The organism is Shewanella sp. SW32 (genome assembly GCF_025653365.1).
GTDB lineage: Bacteria > Pseudomonadota > Gammaproteobacteria > Enterobacterales > Shewanellaceae > Shewanella > Shewanella oncorhynchi.
Genome location: NZ_JAKKSJ010000012.1, coordinates 63,631 through 79,644, shown reverse-complemented (window position 1 = coordinate 79,644; position 16,014 = coordinate 63,631). Strand labels below are relative to the sequence as shown.

At 44.8% G+C, this 16,014-nt stretch carries 16 protein-coding genes; 6 read left to right on the top strand and 10 right to left on the bottom strand.

What is annotated here, in order from left to right; translation table 11 throughout:
* The first annotated feature begins 93 nt into the window (after positions 1-93).
* Positions 94-2,115 carry a methyl-accepting chemotaxis protein gene (locus tag L5M28_RS09085; protein WP_263203147.1) on the top strand — a complete coding sequence of 674 codons (2,022 nt, stop codon included), beginning with the start codon at positions 94-96 and terminating at the stop codon, positions 2,113-2,115.
* 235 nt (positions 2,116-2,350) lie between these two features.
* On the opposite strand, the gene L5M28_RS09080 is transcribed toward L5M28_RS09085, so the two are convergent.
* From L5M28_RS09080 to rplU, 7 genes are all read right to left on the bottom strand, one after another.
* A complete protein-coding gene (locus tag L5M28_RS09080; RefSeq protein ID WP_105249997.1) occupies positions 2,351-2,764 on the bottom strand; it encodes a DUF3718 domain-containing protein in 414 nt (137 codons plus the stop codon).
* A gap of 219 nt (positions 2,765-2,983) precedes the next feature.
* Complete coding sequence (gene folA, locus L5M28_RS09075) at positions 2,984-3,466, bottom strand: type 3 dihydrofolate reductase (protein WP_263203144.1); 483 nt, start codon at positions 3,464-3,466, stop codon at positions 2,984-2,986.
* A 27-nt stretch (positions 3,467-3,493) separates the two neighbouring features.
* Positions 3,494-3,967 (bottom strand): threonine/serine exporter family protein, encoded by a 474-nt coding sequence (locus tag L5M28_RS09070; protein WP_028761533.1) that lies wholly within the window; start codon positions 3,965-3,967, stop codon positions 3,494-3,496.
* Complete coding sequence (locus tag L5M28_RS09065; RefSeq protein WP_113939893.1) at positions 3,964-4,725, bottom strand: threonine/serine exporter family protein; 762 nt, start codon at positions 4,723-4,725, stop codon at positions 3,964-3,966. The genes L5M28_RS09070 and L5M28_RS09065 overlap by 4 nt, the downstream gene beginning before the upstream one ends.
* A gap of 27 nt (positions 4,726-4,752) precedes the next feature.
* Positions 4,753-5,922 (bottom strand): Obg family GTPase CgtA, encoded by a 1,170-nt coding sequence (cgtA, locus tag L5M28_RS09060; RefSeq protein WP_105250000.1) that lies wholly within the window; start codon positions 5,920-5,922, stop codon positions 4,753-4,755.
* Positions 5,923-6,136: 214 nt separating this feature from the next.
* Entirely contained in the window at positions 6,137-6,391 is a 255-nt protein-coding gene (gene rpmA / locus L5M28_RS09055; RefSeq protein ID WP_006080527.1) for a 50S ribosomal protein L27, read from the bottom strand.
* Between the two features lie 14 nt (positions 6,392-6,405).
* Positions 6,406-6,717: a 50S ribosomal protein L21 gene (gene rplU / locus L5M28_RS09050; RefSeq protein ID WP_006080526.1), complete on the bottom strand. Its 312-nt coding sequence runs from the start codon at positions 6,715-6,717 to the stop codon at positions 6,406-6,408.
* A gap of 272 nt (positions 6,718-6,989) precedes the next feature.
* Between rplU and ispB the strand changes: the two genes are divergently transcribed.
* On the top strand, positions 6,990-7,961 hold the full coding sequence (gene ispB / locus L5M28_RS09045; protein ID WP_049821790.1) for an octaprenyl diphosphate synthase: 972 nt from the start codon (positions 6,990-6,992) through the stop codon (positions 7,959-7,961).
* A gap of 82 nt (positions 7,962-8,043) precedes the next feature.
* Here ispB and ung read toward each other — a convergent pair whose 3' ends face one another.
* Complete coding sequence (ung, locus tag L5M28_RS09040; RefSeq protein ID WP_263195841.1) at positions 8,044-8,709, bottom strand: uracil-DNA glycosylase; 666 nt, start codon at positions 8,707-8,709, stop codon at positions 8,044-8,046.
* 187 nt (positions 8,710-8,896) lie between these two features.
* Between ung and L5M28_RS09035 the strand changes: the two genes are divergently transcribed.
* Both L5M28_RS09035 and L5M28_RS09030 read left to right on the top strand, forming a co-directional pair.
* Positions 8,897-9,460, top strand: coding sequence for a Tfp pilus assembly protein FimT/FimU (locus tag L5M28_RS09035; RefSeq protein WP_028761538.1), 564 nt, complete (start codon positions 8,897-8,899; stop codon positions 9,458-9,460).
* A gap of 74 nt (positions 9,461-9,534) precedes the next feature.
* Complete coding sequence (locus L5M28_RS09030) at positions 9,535-9,855, top strand: DUF3144 domain-containing protein (RefSeq protein WP_105250001.1); 321 nt, start codon at positions 9,535-9,537, stop codon at positions 9,853-9,855.
* A gap of 92 nt (positions 9,856-9,947) precedes the next feature.
* On the opposite strand, the gene L5M28_RS09025 is transcribed toward L5M28_RS09030, so the two are convergent.
* On the bottom strand, positions 9,948-10,562 hold the full coding sequence (locus tag L5M28_RS09025; RefSeq protein ID WP_105250002.1) for a LysE family translocator: 615 nt from the start codon (positions 10,560-10,562) through the stop codon (positions 9,948-9,950).
* A gap of 277 nt (positions 10,563-10,839) precedes the next feature.
* Between L5M28_RS09025 and L5M28_RS09020 the strand changes: the two genes are divergently transcribed.
* Positions 10,840-11,391, top strand: a complete 552-nt coding sequence (locus tag L5M28_RS09020; RefSeq protein WP_263195842.1) for a thioredoxin family protein — start codon at positions 10,840-10,842, stop codon at positions 11,389-11,391.
* A 141-nt stretch (positions 11,392-11,532) separates the two neighbouring features.
* Here the strand turns inward: L5M28_RS09020 and L5M28_RS09015 are convergent, their stop codons facing one another.
* The gene (locus tag L5M28_RS09015) at positions 11,533-14,109 is read right to left on the bottom strand and encodes a TonB-dependent receptor plug domain-containing protein (protein WP_263195890.1); all 2,577 of its coding nucleotides are present in this window, start codon (positions 14,107-14,109) and stop codon (positions 11,533-11,535) included.
* A gap of 369 nt (positions 14,110-14,478) precedes the next feature.
* Between L5M28_RS09015 and L5M28_RS09010 the strand changes: the two genes are divergently transcribed.
* Positions 14,479-15,939, top strand: coding sequence for a sigma-54 interaction domain-containing protein (locus L5M28_RS09010; RefSeq protein WP_105250005.1), 1,461 nt, complete (start codon positions 14,479-14,481; stop codon positions 15,937-15,939).
* Positions 15,940-16,014 lie beyond the last annotated feature (75 nt).

The window sequence follows — 16,014 nt, the reverse complement described above, 5'->3', positions numbered from 1 at the left end:
AAACAGCTTAAAGTCGATAACAGACTGAACCGCCTAACCCTGAATATCACCCTGTTTTCATTTGGAAAAATATAATAAAAATCGGAGTATCCTATGAAATTTAATGTAGCCACCAGAGTGATTGGCGGATTTGGTATTGTCACACTTTTACTCGTGTTGCTAGGATTTACATCTTATTTAACCAACAATAGCCTAAAAGCCAGCTCTGCTATGATGCAAGAATTAAGCTTGCCCGCGCTGAAATCGACAAACCACCTTAGTGAAGCATTGAGTGAGCAACAAAGACAAATCCTCATTGCCTATAACACCCCTAGATCGGCAAATATCCCGAATATTCGTAAAGTGTTCGAAGACCATGGGACTCAGTTCAAAAACGAAATTGCCACCCTCACTCAGTTAGTCAAGAGCCAGCAGAATCTATCTTCTTTAATTGCCCAATTAAGCGGCAGCTTTGCCACCTTTGAGCGAGATAGTATTGCCATGATCGCCGAACGTGAGGCCTCATTGAGCAAGCAAGAACAGCTCGTTGAACTAAAGAAAAAGCTCGAAAATGCCGCCGATGATGCCTCATCAGAACTGCTCGATATTGTTGATTTAGAAAGCAGTCAGAATCCCGATGAGCAGAGTCTTGCTGCATCAGCCAGCGCTATTGATACTAGCCTCGGAAATATCATCACCACTATTGCAGATTTAGTAACAAATGACGAAGACAGTAAGCACGAACTGATCTCAAAGGAACTTGACTACATTATCAGCGAAACCAAGAACAAACTTGAATATGTGAATCGTCACGGTCAAGGTATCGTCGAAGCGGATACCTTAAGCTCGGTCACTAAAGATATCGAAAAAGTATTAGCGCTCGTCACAGGTCCGCAATCTATGTTGCTGCTAAAATCGAGTCAGCTCTCCCGCTCCAAAGAAGCTGTGATAAAACTTGGCATTATTGAAAATGATGTGAAAGTCATCAATTCGAACATGAATGATGTCAGCGATAACATCGAACTTGTTGCCGCGAACATGAGCAATGACACCATAGCCAAGATTGACTCTGCCAGCATACAAACCATGATTGTCGTGTTAATAGCAATCGTTGTCGCTGTGATTGTAAGTTTTGCTGTGGTGAATCCGTTAAAACGCTCACTCAGCCAAGTGAACAATGCCCTGAACGTCTTAGCCTCAGGCAACCTTACCCATAAACTAGATGACTCTGGACACGATGAATTTGCCGAACTAGCAAAAAACTGTAATCGTCTCGTCGATAGCTTACGCAGTTTAATCATAGGTATTTTAGATAGGTCAAATCAACTTGCCGCGGCAGCCGAACAAACATCGGCAATCACAGCGCAAACCACCTCAGGCATACAAGAACAAAAAAGCCAAGTTGACCAAGTGGCTACTGCAACAACTGAACTTAGCTCTAGTGCTCAGCAGGTGTCTTTAAGTGCCAATCAAGCCCTTGAGCAAATCAAACAGGCTGATCAAGAAACTCAGCATATGCGTGCCATTGCGCAAGAGAACAAACTGACTATTTTGGCTTTAGCCGATGAAGTGGCTAAAGCGGGTGTTGTGATTAATAAAGTGCAGTCGGACAGCGCCTCTATTGGCTCAATTTTGGATGTGATCCGTGGTATTGCAGAACAGACTAACCTACTCGCCCTTAACGCCGCTATTGAAGCCGCCCGTGCGGGTGAACAAGGTCGTGGTTTTGCGGTAGTTGCCGATGAAGTGCGTAGTTTAGCCTCACGCACTCAAGTGTCGACCCGAGAGATCCAACAGATGATCGAAGTGTTGCAGCAAGGTGCAGAGCAAGCCGTTGCCGCCATGGATATGGGGCGTGCTCAAGCCAACGCCTGCGTTGAAAAAACGGAGCAAGCCAACATTGCCCTCGAGACCATCAGCCAATCTGTGCATAAGGCCTATGATTCTGGCACCCATATCGCCCATGCTGCGCAGGAACAGAATTTAGTAAGCCAGCAAGTTTCTGAAAAACTAGAGCATATTGCAGCAATTTCAGAAGAAACCGCTATCGGTGCAGATCAAACGGCTCAGTCTAGCCATCAAGTCGCCAAATTAGCCGAAGAACTCCAAGCTTCGGTCGGTGAATTTAGAGTCTAATGTTTATCACCACTAAAACCTAGGGTCGCTTAGCGGCCCTTTCTTTTGAGACGAATTCACTTGCCTATCTTACTGACGACTCGAACTGTCCGGCCTTTGCACAAATTAAGGCCATAAAAAATGCCAAACTTAAGTTTGGCATTTTTATCTAGCTTAATGCTAGATACTTGATATTAGACGCTTAATATAACGTAGCAGCAAATAGAGCTAAAGTGCCGCTAAGTTCAAATCCGCATTACTCTTCTTCACCGCCCGCAGCAGCGCCAAGACGCTCTTTCACTGCAGCGGTAATTGGGCTAGCACCATGACCGTTTGCTTCAGCCCAAGCTTGGATAGTCATCCCATCAGCTTCAGCAACACTCAATTCAGTCGCCGACAAACGCTTAGCCACAAACTCACCGGTATCGTTCGCACTCGCACCGTAAGCGGTGCGCAATAGACTTGCACCATCGCAACTGATACCACTGTAAATCTGACGTAACTTAACGCGGCTTTCTTTTAACTTTTTACGTAAGCGGTTTTTGTCATTAGCTTTTACATAATCACAAAGACTCGCTACGAGTGGATCTTCCCCCGCAACGGCAGAGGTTGGTACAGCAATAGAACTAAATCCAATCAACGCAGCCAAGGCCACAGGCATAAGACGCATCCGATACTCCTTAATACTTTCTTATAGTTTTATTATCAATTCTGTATGGGCTGCATCTATTGTCTAAATGATATTGACCTCTTGGCTTTAGCTCTCGTTCGAAATCTAGGATAACGAAATAGGCTATCTCTTTCCGTGAAAACTAAATGTCCGATATGATGCAATACGTTAGATAAACTGACGCCCCATACACACAGGGTACACAACAGAAGCTGCAATTTAACATTTTTTTACCAAATTGATAAAGCGATATTCCAAACCAGCCGCATTTATACTCGCCAAAGATTCAGTTTCCTTCCAAGTCCCATCGTCCCAGTGGGGGAAAAATGTATCGCCTTCCACCTCAAGATTGATTTGCGTCAAATATAAGATATCGGCGCAGGGCAATAACTCGGCATAAAGCTGGCCACCACCTATAACCACTAACTCTTCACATTCAGCAGCAACTTGTTTGGCTGCATCAAATGAGGTCACACAGGTCACGCCCTCAATCACAAGATCCGTTTGGCGTGAAATCACTATGTTATGTCGACCAGGAAGGGGCCTACCGATTGACTCAAAGGTCTTACGTCCCATCACAACAGGCTTGCCTAGGGTCATCGCTTTAAAGTGACGTAGATCTTCTGGAAGATGCCATGGCATTTTATTATCTTTTCCGATGACTCGATTGTTTGCCATCGCGGCTATCATAGCAATGCGCATGCTCACTCCTGTTTTATAGAAATAGAATTATTGAATGACGGGGCGAGTCCTGAAATACAGCAAACTCGGCATGGCCAAACCCACGGCTAACGCCCCTAGAATAAAGACGGTTTTGAGGCCATTACTAATCACTTGCCCCGTCAGTTCAGGACTGACTTGAGATTGAGCGGTTAATTGCACTAAGGCAATCACAGTATTAAATGCATAAGTGCCTGGGATCATAGGAATAATTGCGGCGACAGCATACATTAAAGGTGGCGCTAAGTGGCGCTTACCAAACCCTATGGTAATAATCCCTACTAATGCCGCGGCGGCGAAGGTTGCCCACTCGATTGGCAGACCAAACTGTAACATTAAAGTACGGGAACTGTGGCCAATGGCTCCCGCTAAAGCGCAGTAAGGAAGAAATCGTTTAGGAACATTAAATACCATAGCAAATCCTACGGCGGGAATTGCTGAGAAAAAAGCATCGTGCAAAAGAGCTATCAATAATTCCATCATAGGAAAATTCCGCCGATCTGCATCGCAATTGTAATCCCTATCACTGAAGAAACAGTCAGCAAAGTAGCATGACCCCAGCGGGATATACCGACATTCATGTGCCCTTTTACCATGTCGGAAATCGCATTAATCATCGGAAAACCCGGCACTAACATCAGCACACTCGCGGCCATAGCAGCCTTAGGAGTTTCACTTAACTCAAACAAATAACCCGTTTGAGCCAGCATACTGGTGACGAAAGCTGTGATGGCAAAATTGACTAATAAATTAAAATGCCGCTTAGCAATTGCTAAACGTACCGACATACCCACTGCCGCGGCAAAAAAAGTAATCACGCAGGCAGTGAGATCGCCATTAAATAAATGACAGAAGCTAGCGCACGACAGGCCAATCATGAATACCACTAAGCTAGGAGGATAGGTTTTAGGTTCAATCCGCGCCAAGCGTTTACGCACTTCATTTGGGCCATACAACCCTTTTTCAGCGAGTAAACAGATACGTTGTAATTCACAGACGACTGTCATGTTAATGCCATGCTCACGAATACGACGAGTAGTTGTGATACAGCGACCATGAACCAAACTGGTTAACACGAGGGAATTAGAGGAAATAGAGAGTTCTACGCTGGCAAGACCTAAAGCCTGACCTAGACGCTGGCTGATTTCTTCAACTAAATCAGATTCCGCGCCGTAGGCCAGTAGCAATTGTGCAGCACGCACAACTTGCCGAGTAATATCATTTTGAGTATCAGCGTACACAGAACTCTCAAAACTCAAAGATTACTATTATCTTTGGTAAATAACTTCTACGTCGTAGTCGTCATCATCAAAGTCGTCGTCATCATCTTCATCAACATAGTCTTCATTCAATGAATCAAGGTTTGCTTGATGATAATTATCCCACTTAAACTCAACTTCACTATCTGGGTCGACTTCATTGTCTTCAGGTGGAAGACTCGCAATATAATCGAGGAGTTTTAATGCCAACTCACTGGTACCGTCGCGGTTATAGGCGGAGATAGTATAAACATCGCCTTCCCAACCCATTTCTTTAACGATACGATCAACCTTCTCTTGCAGCTCTTCTTCAAGCAGCAGATCGGTTTTGTTAAAGACTAACCAACGCGGCTTACTCGCCAACTTTGGAGAATATTTCTCAAGCTCACCTACGATAGCGCGCGCAGACTCAACCGGATCGGTTCCGTCAATCGGCTCAATATCTATGATGTGCAGCAGAATACGGCAACGCTCAAGATGCTTTAAGAAGCGAATACCTAAACCCGCACCATCGGCAGCGCCTTCGATGAGACCAGGAATGTCCGCAATCACAAAGCTTTGACCAGGACGTGGATTAACCACACCTAAGTTAGGCACCAGTGTTGTAAACGGATAATCAGCCACTTTCGGCGTTGCACGGGAAACCGCACGAATGAATGTCGACTTACCCGCGTTAGGCATGCCAAGCAAACCAACGTCAGCCAGCAGTAACAACTCTAATTTAAGGCTACGAACTTCACCGGGTGTCCCTAACGTCTTTTGACGTGGGGCACGGTTAGTACTGCTCTTAAAACGGGTGTTACCTAAACCATGGAAACCACCTTTGGCAACCAATAGCTTTTGACCGTGGGTTGTTAAATCCCCAAGGACTTCTTCAGTATCATGATCGACCGCGCGAGTACCAACAGGAACTTTTAAGATCAAATCTTTACCGCTATGACCAGTACAATCACGGCCACGACCATTTTCGCCACGTTCAGCCATGTGAAAACGTTCAAAACGGAACTCGATCAAAGTGTTGAAGTTTTCGTCAGCCTGCAGAAAAACACTGCCACCGTCGCCACCATCACCACCATCAGGACCACCATCAGGTACATACTTTTCGCGCCTAAAGCTAACACAACCGCTACCGCCGTCGCCTGCTTCGACCCTAATTACTGCCTCATCGACAAACTTCATACTTACTCCTGGCACCACTGAATGAAGCAATTATACCGTCTAACTTCATTGGTCGCCAAAAAACTCGAGATACTTTGCTCCCAATCTTACCTGTCAATGCTCATTCTTGGTAATCATTTACCAACTCAAGCATCTACACGGCGTAAATAGAAGCACAAAAAACAGAAAGCCCCACCAATGGCGGGGCTTTAACAGTATAAGCTAGGTTCGAAAGTTAAGCTTCGATGCTAATAAACTTACGGTTATTAGCGCCTTTAACTTCGAATTTAACTTTACCGTCAGTCAGAGCAAACAGAGTATGGTCACGACCAATACCTACGTTTACACCAGCGTGGAATTTAGTACCACGTTGACGAACAATAATGTTACCAGCTAGAACTGATTCACCGCCAAAGCGCTTAACACCTAGACGTTTACTTTCTGAATCGCGGCCGTTACGAGTAGAACCGCCAGCTTTTTTATGTGCCATGAGTTAGACTCCTATTATGCGTTGATAGCAGTAATTTTAACTTCAGTGAACCACTGACGGTGGCCCATTTTCTTGTCGTGGTGCTTACGACGACGGAACTTAACGATAGTAACTTTATCGCCACGACCGTGACTTACAACTTCAGCAACGACTTTACCGCCAGCTACTAAAGGAGCACCAACATGCACTGTTTCTCCATCAGCGATCAAAAGAACTTGATCGAACTCGATAGTTTCGCCAGTTGCAACTTCTAACTTCTCTAAACGTACTGTGTGGCCTTCAGCTACACGGTGTTGTTTACCACCACTTTGAAAAACAGCGTACATAGCTATTTTACTCCAATTCCTAACACGCGGGCTCATTCTTGGATGAGGCAGGGTGCTACAAAAACTTTATTGACAATGGGCGCGGAGTTTACGCGAAGAATCTAACTCTGGCAAGCCCTAATTAGGAAAGAATAAAAAAAGACCGGATTAACTCTCACATTAGTTGAGCTAGTGCTGTCATATGTCAGAATTTTAGGTAAAATTCATTTCATTATAACACGTGAGCCTAAACAGGGGCCGGGTACGTAATGACCCCACAACCAGAGTCTATTATGGATTTAAACGCTATTCGTCAACTGGCTGACACTGATATGCAAGCAGTCAATCAGCTGATATATAAACAGCTTGAATCAGATGTCGCCCTAATTAATCAATTAGGTTTTTACATTATTAATGGTGGTGGTAAACGTCTTCGTCCTCTGCTGTCGGTTTTAGCCGCACGTGCGGTGAGCTACGAAGGCGAAGCACATCTTAAGCTAGCGGCGATTATTGAGTTTATCCATACAGCCTCATTGCTCCACGATGATGTAGTTGATGAATCGACGTTACGCCGCGGACGAGAAACCGCCAATGCACTGTTTGGCAATAGTGCCAGTGTGCTAGTCGGGGATTTCCTTTATACCCGCTCATTCCAGATGATGACCGAACTTGACAACATGAAAGTGCTCAGAGTGTTAGCTGATACGACTAACGTGTTGGCCGAGGGTGAAGTCTTACAGCTGATGAATTGTAATGACCCAGACACCACTGAAGAAAGCTATATGCGGGTCATTTATTGCAAAACTGCCAAGTTATTTGAAGCCGCTACGCTACTCGCGGGCGTGCTAGCAGGTGCAACGCCTGAGCAAGAAACCGCCTTAGGCAACTATGGTAAGTATCTCGGCACCGCCTTTCAGCTTACCGACGACTTACTCGACTATACCGCCGACAGTGACGAGCTAGGAAAGAATATTGGCGATGACCTTGCCGAAGGTAAACCGACGCTGCCACTCATCTATGCCATTGCCCATGGCACAGACGAAGAGAAACAGCTCATACGTCAAGCAATTGAGCAAGGTGATGGTACTCAGGCCATAGATAAAATCGTAGCAGCACTGCACCATTGCGGCGCGTTAAACTACACCCAACAAAAAGCAATTGAAGAATCAGAGAAAGCCATCGCGGCATTATCTGCTTTACCCGATAGCGACTATAAGCAAGCCTTAGTAACGCTAGCTAAGATTTCGGTCGACAGAAACCACTGATTGCTAACTAATGTAATTTCGCCCCAAAAATAAGGTCTTACTCAGTAAGACCTTTTTTATTGCTTTAACCGCAATCCTAAAATCAAACCTGCCAAAGGATCGGCGTTTCGCCTCGCTCAAGCAATAATTGATTCACTTGAGAGAAATGCCCACAACCAAAAAAACCGCGATAAGCCGATAAAGGTGAAGGATGTGGTCCTGTGAGCACTTGATGTTGCGGTGCGTTAACGACTTGACCCTTTTTAATGGCATGACTACCCCAAAGCACGAAAATAATCGGCTGAGTCTGCCGATTTAATAATTCCAGCACCGCAGTCGTAAAGACTTCCCACCCGGCTTTGGCATGGGAATGCGCCTTGCCTTGCTCAACGGTCAGCACCGTATTGAGCATCAATATCCCCTGCTCCGCCCATGCGGATAAATCGCCATGGGATGGCACAACAAAACCTTCAATATCCGTCGCTAATTCTTTGTACATATTGGCTAAAGATGGCGGTGGTTTTATCCCGCATTTAACCGAAAAACATAAACCATGGGCTTGATCTGGGCCGTGATAGGGATCTTGGCCAATCAAAACCACTCTGACTTGTTCAAGGGGCGTCATACTAAAAGCATTGAAAACATCAACTTCGGGTGGATAAATCACTTTCCCAGCCCTGCGTTCATTGTCAACAAATGCGCTTAGTTGCTGAAAATAAGGCAAAGCTCTTTGCTCATCGATAAATGTTTGCCATGTCGCCTGAGTCACTATTTTACTTCCTCAATTCTATAATCGGATTAGCTTAAAAGTCCTGTAGTAGTATGGCAAGTTTGCAGACCTTACCTGCCGCTAAGTAATACCACTAAACCTGCTAGGTCTCACGTTAAGACTTTCAATTTAAAACATTCGAAATTAAGTGATATAGTGCGCCCATTCTCGCACACTCTGATACGTAATGATGATCCAACATTCTGATAAATCAATTCAAAGACATCAAACGGGTTTCACCTTAATTGAACTTGTGGTGGTCATCATAGTGCTCGGTATTTTAGCCGTAGTGGCCCTGCCAAAATTTATCAATGTGCAACAAGATGCGCAAATTGCAACCGTTAAAGCGGCAGGCGGAGGCTTTAAATCAGCCATCAATCTGGCACGTTCCGTATGGGCTGTAAAAGTGGGCTCAGGTCCAAAAGAGGATTTACCCGTATTTGGTACGGCACAATCCGAACAAATAGATTTCAACGCCTTCGGTTGGCCAGCACAACACTATATCCATGGCAATGAGGCCTCTCCGGCACTCGATAATGTCGAAGACTGTATATCGGTATGGGAAGTATTATTTCAAAATGCCCAGCCGAGTGTCTCGCGCTTGAATATTGATGCGACTGAAACCGACTATAAAGCCAGTTATACCGATCCTGGCCAGTGCACTTATTTGTATCGAACAAACGATAAACTGTCGATTAATTATGACTCCCATACAGGAGTCGTCATTACCGACACAGATCCCAATAGTTAATGCCTGACGATTCCTTCTTACACCAATTAAGTTAGAATCGAACTTTAATCTGTTACTTTTTTAGAGTGAACGCCATGACCGACACGAGCAGCACCACCATTTACGAACTTGCCGATCAGTTTATTGCCTTAGCCAATCAGCTAAGCCAACAAGAAGCAGATGTAGGTAAAGTTGGCACAGCACTCCGTTTTGCCGCAGCACGTTTTAATGCCTTCGAAGCCGCGATTAAATCAGCGGATCTCGGTGCAGAAAAAGAGAGCGCATTAGAATGGTTTAGCAGTGAATTCAAAGAAATGCTGAGTGACAACTTAGACGACCACATTGCCAACCCACCCATTATCCAAGAAAGTGTGGCAGAAGAAGCTGATAATTCTGTGCAAATGTTTAAAGGCTAATCACGCCTTGATTTAAATGCATAGCCATAAACAAACACGCCATCGATTGATGGCGTGTTTGTTATTTAAAACCAAAAATTTTAGATAGATCACTAAAGCGTGTACACCACACGGATCGCCAGCAATATCAATACTACGCCGGATAACTTATCAATTAACCCCGCTTTTTCTCTCAACTTAGGCAACACACTCGAGTGGGATAGCAATAAGGCTATCAAGGTGTACCAAAGACCATCGACCACTAACGGTGTAAAAACAATTAATGCTTTAGCCGTCATGCTGTCGGCGACCATCACAAATTGGCTGAATAACGCAAGAAAAAATAGCATTATCTTAGGATTGAATAAAGAAATAGCGATACCATCACGGGCTGCAGTTAAGGTATCTGTCGCCTCCCCTGCAGCCAATTTAGCTTGCATACCGCCATTAGAACGCAGCGCTTGAACTCCCATCCAAGCAAGGTATAAGGCACCGAGAATCGCAATGCCATTAAAGACTAAGGGCGCCTTTTTAAGGACTACGGCTAAGCCCAGTAACGTCACCAGCGCATAGATCCCAATCCCTATCGAGTGTGCCCAAGCACAAACGATACCCTTTCCCCGCCCACCACCTAAAGTATGACGTACTACCATAGTCAAACTTGGGCCCGGCGACATAGCCCCCAAACAACAAATAGCCAATAAACCTAACCAAGTACTCCAACTCATTGATGACACCTTTCGCCGAATAAAAAAGCCCACTGCTGGGCCTTAAACTTGCTTGCTATTCTAACATCGCGTCATCAAGGCGTTAACGCTAATAAATCCATTTTCAATAAATGAACAGTCATTTAAGAGAACCCAAAACGCGATAATCCCATAAATTCACACTGATTTAAGCCGTTAACCGCTAAGATTAGCGTTAACCTAAGTCTTTATAGCCAAACCTTAATACCTAAGCCTTCATCGCAATCACCACAAAGGCGATTCTCAATCAGGACATTTTATGAACACTATAACGCTGATCAGTATTTTTATTCTTTGCCTATTAATAGGTGCGATCTTATTACTGCTTTGGCAAAGACAAAAAGGTAAAACCATATCGCTGACGGTGATTTTTGTGCTGGGATTTTTCGCCTTAGGACTCAGTGCTATTATTGGATTTGTGCACAAAAGCGAGGATTACCAAGCCTATCAAAAACTACAATGGCACACCTTAGCCCCAGAGAAAATCGCGCCTCTGGTTGCCCAAGGCTATACCGTCTTTGTCGATATTACCTCTGATTGGTGCACCATCTGCCAAACGAATAAAGCGGAAGTCACCCACAGGGAGCAAATTGTAAATGCCTTGATGGCCGACAATATCATTCTGATGCAAGGAAACTGGAGTGAGGCGAATAAAACGATTGAAACCTATATGCGCCACGAAGGAGTGCCCGGCACGCCCTACAATAAAATTTATGGTCCAAGCGCCCCCAATGGAATTCTCTTGCCGTCAAAACTCAGTATGAGTGATGTGTTAAATGGTTTAGTTGCCGCGCAAACGAATCGTAACTAAGCACTAAACTATATTTAGGACGAGTCAAATACGAATAAAAAAGGCTGCATTGCAGCCTTTTTGCTTACTTCACTTCTATTTATAAAAGCCAAATTTCTTGAAAGGTGGGTTAGAAATCGCTTCTATAAATTGGCTTACTCATTAAAAACGGTAATTCACTCGACCATAGTAGAAACCGCCGTTGTAATCGAATGGCCCACTTTCATAATAAACGCCACCGAGTTCACCCAAGGTCCCTTCTTTCAGCTTTTGCGCTTCTTGATCAAATAGATTATTAGCCCCTACCGCCAGCGTTAAGCCATCAAGTAATTGATAGCTCATTTCAAGATCGACGGTCACCGCAGCATCAGCCATTTCAGAGCCCCAATCAGAGGTATCGTCAGCATGAGTGGCATAGTACTCACCGAAGTAGTTACCACGTAATGATATGCTTAATTGATCCCATGACTGCGCCCAAGTTAAGGTGGCACGATGTGCAGGAATACCATCTTCTAACCGACGAACTTTACCTTCATCAGTGGTTTCGGGATCGTATTTATCAACGCTGGTATCGGTCCAACCATAGGCAAGACTGAATTTAGCATTACCCGACAGGATTTCCGCATCATAAGAAGCGACGATATCGATGCCTTGAGTCGTAGTATCAAAGTCATTGGTGTAATAGCTCACACCTTGGATCAACTCAGGGAACTCAACCCCAGCGGCACGTAAAGCATCATAATCTGTAGCCTCAACATCAATCTTACTCGACTGTGCAATACGGCCCTCTACGCCAATGTTGTAATAATCGACCGTTAAGAAGAAGCTTTCATACTCATATACAGCTCCAATCGCATAACTAATCGACTCTTCAGGCTTTAACACTTCACCACCGTAAAATGCCGCAAGCGGATCGGTTGGGGGGGCAATAAAGGTCTGGATCAGTTCACCTTCGATAATCGATGTCTGCGTGTTGACGACGTTTTCTTGGCCAACCGTTGGTGCACGAAAGCCGGTGCTGTGTGAGGCGCGGAACGACAATTCATCCGTTGCAGAATACTGCAACGTCAATTTGTAATTTAACGTATCACCAAAGGTTGAAAAGTCTTCGTAGCGCAGTGCTAAACCGAGTAACCAGTCATCACTTAAATAAGCTTCTAAATCAGTATAAATACCTATGTTATGACGTGAGTTTTTACCCGCAGACTCTGGGCCAAAGCCTTTAAAACCATGCGCACCAATGTTGAAACCTTGACTAGCATAAGGGCCAGCAATCCACGAGGCTTCATCACCTTGAGAAATCTCAAACGACTCATTTCGCCATTCAAAACCAGAAGCAAAACTAATGTCTTCAATGCCTCCTAAGGTTATGAAGCGCGAGAAATCGAGGTTAACGGTAGTTTCAACTTGCTCATAAGCTCCCGTATCGAAATCCGTCGGGGTATCTAATCCCAGTGATGGATTCAACGAATTTTTAAGACCAAAACTGGCTTTGTTCGCCCCCGTACCAGCACTAAAATCATAATTCCATTCACCGATATCGCCTTTTACACCTGCGAAGAAGGACATATCTTCAATGGTGCCGGTGAACTGTGGCGTATAGCCACCTGGAAATATCTGGTTCATAGCAAAGCAATTTGGGTCGGCAACCATCGCCTTGTATGCATCTGTGTCGAGTACGTTGCCGTCACTTCCATCAGCATTTTTAGGGATAGGTACGAGTCCACATGTTGATGGATCACCATTTACAGCGCCCACAAGTAAATTCTGGCCACCATCATTGGAATACACGTTGCTACGATTTTGTGGGTAACGATAATAGAAGCCCCCCACGGCATCACGGGAAGACAGATTACCAAAGGCATAGGCATGCATATTGGCATTAATGTCTAAGCCTGAGTTGATGAACACTGAATAGTCATCATTAATCTCAGGATTACCCCACACTTGAGCGGGGTCATTAATCGCGGTATTACCCTGCTCGGCTAAGTTAGCCGCATCAGGACGCTGCACACTACGGCTAGTGGAGTCAGCATTTTTATACTGGAAGCTTAAATTGACGAAGCCATTTTCAGTCACAGGTAAACCAACATCACCTTCGACCGTAGTTGTAGCACCATCACCCTCGTAATATTCTCCTTGGGTCACAGTGATGGAACCACCCTCGGAATTATCTTTTAAAACAAAGTTCATGACTCCGGCAATCGCATCCGATCCATACTGCGCCGCAGCGCCGTCGCGCAACACTTCAACTTGCTTTAATGCAGAACCAGGAATAACTGAGATATCAGGACCTTGAGCGCCATCGTTAATACCACCACCTTGGAACGCAATCACAGATGCACGGTGACGACGCTTACCGTTGACTAGCACTAGCGTACTGTCTGATGGCAAACCCCGTAAATTAACGGGACGAACTAAGGTTGCTGCATCACTAATAGGTTGAGCGCGTGAGTTAAACGATGGCACCGAAGTCACTAACATATCAATCATGTCAGTCGAACCATTCTTTTTAAGGTCGTCACTACTAATAATATCAATAGGAACGGGAGAATCGCCGATCGAGCGTGGCGCAGCACGGGACCCTACAACTGCAATTTTTTCAACGTTCTCATTTTTAACAGCCGTCTCATCTTCTTCTGCTATTGCCTGCGGACTGATTAAACTACCAGACAAGGCTAGAGTAATCGCCAAACTCACTGCACTTAATCCAAACTTCAGCTTCTTTGAGGTCATCATATTCATCCCAACTGCTTATTATTTTTAGAATACCTGACCTGCTTTGTGCGATTCTCGTCCCTAAACCTTGCTACCACGGCCAACACAAAATCACATTGCAAAAACATTTTTATAACATAAATTAAACAATATCCAATGTTAAATCAGACTTTTGAATGAATATTAGTCATTTATCTTTTATATCAATTTCTTAGATGAAAATATTTTTTAGAGTATGGCACCAAGTAAAATGTACTCGAACGGCAAAAAGTGTGAGCAGAAAAATCACCAAAGAAAAAATGCTTAAAGGGCATAATCAAAAACACGATATATCGCGTCACAGTACTTAAGGTATACTCAGAAAATACCGCCAAAACCAGAGTAAGACAGATGACCAATAAGATTTCAGTCAATAATGAAAAATCGATAGATAAGCATTTCTTACCGGAAAACCAGTTACTGCTCAACGCTGTCGGCGAAGGTATTTATGGATTTGATTTAAGCGGTAATGCGGTGTTTATCAATCCGGCAGCCGAACGCATGACGGGTTGGAAGAATGAAGAGCTACTCGGTAAAAACATCCATAACTGCCACCATCACAGCCATGCAGATGGCAGTCATTATCCCCAAGAGGATTGTCCGATTTACAACACCTTAAAGGATGGGATCACCCGAGAAATCACCCACGATGTATTTTGGCGTAAAGATGGCAGTAGCTTCCCCGTTCATTACAGTTCCACCCCTGTTTACCGTGACAATCAACTGATTGGCGTAGTCGCGATATTTCGTGACATTAGTATTCAAAAACAAACAGAGCAGTCATTACGCCAAGCCCTAGCCCAAGTACAAGCACTCTCGGAGCGACTCGCCTCTGAAAATCATTATCTACAGGCAGAGTTGGCAGACAAAACGGGTGATGTGGATATTTCGGGTGCCAGTACAGTGATCCGCCATATGATCCAGCAATTGCACATGGTGGCCAATACCGACAGTACTGTGCTCATTTGTGGTGAAAATGGCACAGGAAAAGAACTCGTTGCCCGTAACTTACATCAGCTCAGTCGCCGCAAAGATAAACCCATGATCAGTGTCAACTGTGCCGCGTTTTCGGCATCTTTACTAGAAAGTGAACTCTTTGGTCACGAGAAGGGGGCATTTACTGGCGCCACAAGCCGCCGTAAAGGTCGCTTCGAACTTGCTCATCAAGGCACACTGTTCCTCGACGAAGTCGCTGAACTCAGTTTAGAAGCCCAATCAAAGCTACTGCGAGTCATCCAAGAACAATCCTTCGAACGTCTCGGTGGCAGCGAAACCATTCAAGTGGATATTCGCTTAGTCGCCGCCAGTCACCACGATTTACTCAAGCGAGTCGAACAGGGATTATTTAGGATGGATCTCTATTACCGTTTGAATGTATTCCCTATTCAAGTACCACCACTGCGCGCAAGAATCGAAGATATTCCCGAACTCGTCAGCCATATTCTGCACAACTTGAATCGTAAGCTAGGTAAAAAAATTCGTGGAGTGAGCCAAAAAGGGCTACAAAAACTCATGGCTTATACTTGGCCGGGCAATGTGCGCGAACTGCAAAATATCCTCGAACGCGAAGCCATTCTATCCCAAGGAGATATTCTGCAGATCCACGCTATGCCGAGCAATAATCCCTTAGCTCAAACCCAAGGGCAAACCTTAGCAGAAGCGGAAGCGCTGCATATAGAACAAACCCTTAAGCGCTTAAACTGGCGCATATCCGGCCCACTCGGCGCAGCGAATGTCCTCGGTGTGCCCGCAAGTACACTGAGATCGCGAATGAAAAAACTGGGGATCCAGCGTCAATCGAGTGAAATCTAATTCAAAACGAGCACACTAAAAACGCGATATATCGCCAATGTGTGATATATCGTGTTCTCCATCTAGTTCCAATCA

Bases quoted from the DNA above. Each gene is read 5' to 3' on its own strand.
- L5M28_RS09085 (WP_263203147.1), top strand. From the start codon at position 94: ATGAAATTTAATGTAGCCACCAGAGTGATTGGCGGATTTGGTATTGTC.
- L5M28_RS09080 (WP_105249997.1), bottom strand. From the start codon at position 2,764: ATGCGTCTTATGCCTGTGGCCTTGGCTGCGTTGATTGGATTTAGTTCT.
- folA (WP_263203144.1), bottom strand. From the start codon at position 3,466: ATGCGCATTGCTATGATAGCCGCGATGGCAAACAATCGAGTCATCGGA.
- L5M28_RS09070 (WP_028761533.1), bottom strand. From the start codon at position 3,967: ATGATGGAATTATTGATAGCTCTTTTGCACGATGCTTTTTTCTCAGCA.
- cgtA (WP_105250000.1), bottom strand. From the start codon at position 5,922: ATGAAGTTTGTCGATGAGGCAGTAATTAGGGTCGAAGCAGGCGACGGC.
- rpmA (WP_006080527.1), bottom strand. From the start codon at position 6,391: ATGGCACATAAAAAAGCTGGCGGTTCTACTCGTAACGGCCGCGATTCA.
- rplU (WP_006080526.1), bottom strand. From the start codon at position 6,717: ATGTACGCTGTTTTTCAAAGTGGTGGTAAACAACACCGTGTAGCTGAA.
- ispB (WP_049821790.1), top strand. From the start codon at position 6,990: ATGGATTTAAACGCTATTCGTCAACTGGCTGACACTGATATGCAAGCA.
- L5M28_RS09035 (WP_028761538.1), top strand. From the start codon at position 8,897: ATGATGATCCAACATTCTGATAAATCAATTCAAAGACATCAAACGGGT.
- L5M28_RS09030 (WP_105250001.1), top strand. From the start codon at position 9,535: ATGACCGACACGAGCAGCACCACCATTTACGAACTTGCCGATCAGTTT.
- L5M28_RS09025 (WP_105250002.1), bottom strand. From the start codon at position 10,562: ATGAGTTGGAGTACTTGGTTAGGTTTATTGGCTATTTGTTGTTTGGGG.
- L5M28_RS09020 (WP_263195842.1), top strand. From the start codon at position 10,840: ATGAACACTATAACGCTGATCAGTATTTTTATTCTTTGCCTATTAATA.
- L5M28_RS09015 (WP_263195890.1), bottom strand. From the start codon at position 14,109: ATGATGACCTCAAAGAAGCTGAAGTTTGGATTAAGTGCAGTGAGTTTG.
- L5M28_RS09010 (WP_105250005.1), top strand. From the start codon at position 14,479: ATGACCAATAAGATTTCAGTCAATAATGAAAAATCGATAGATAAGCAT.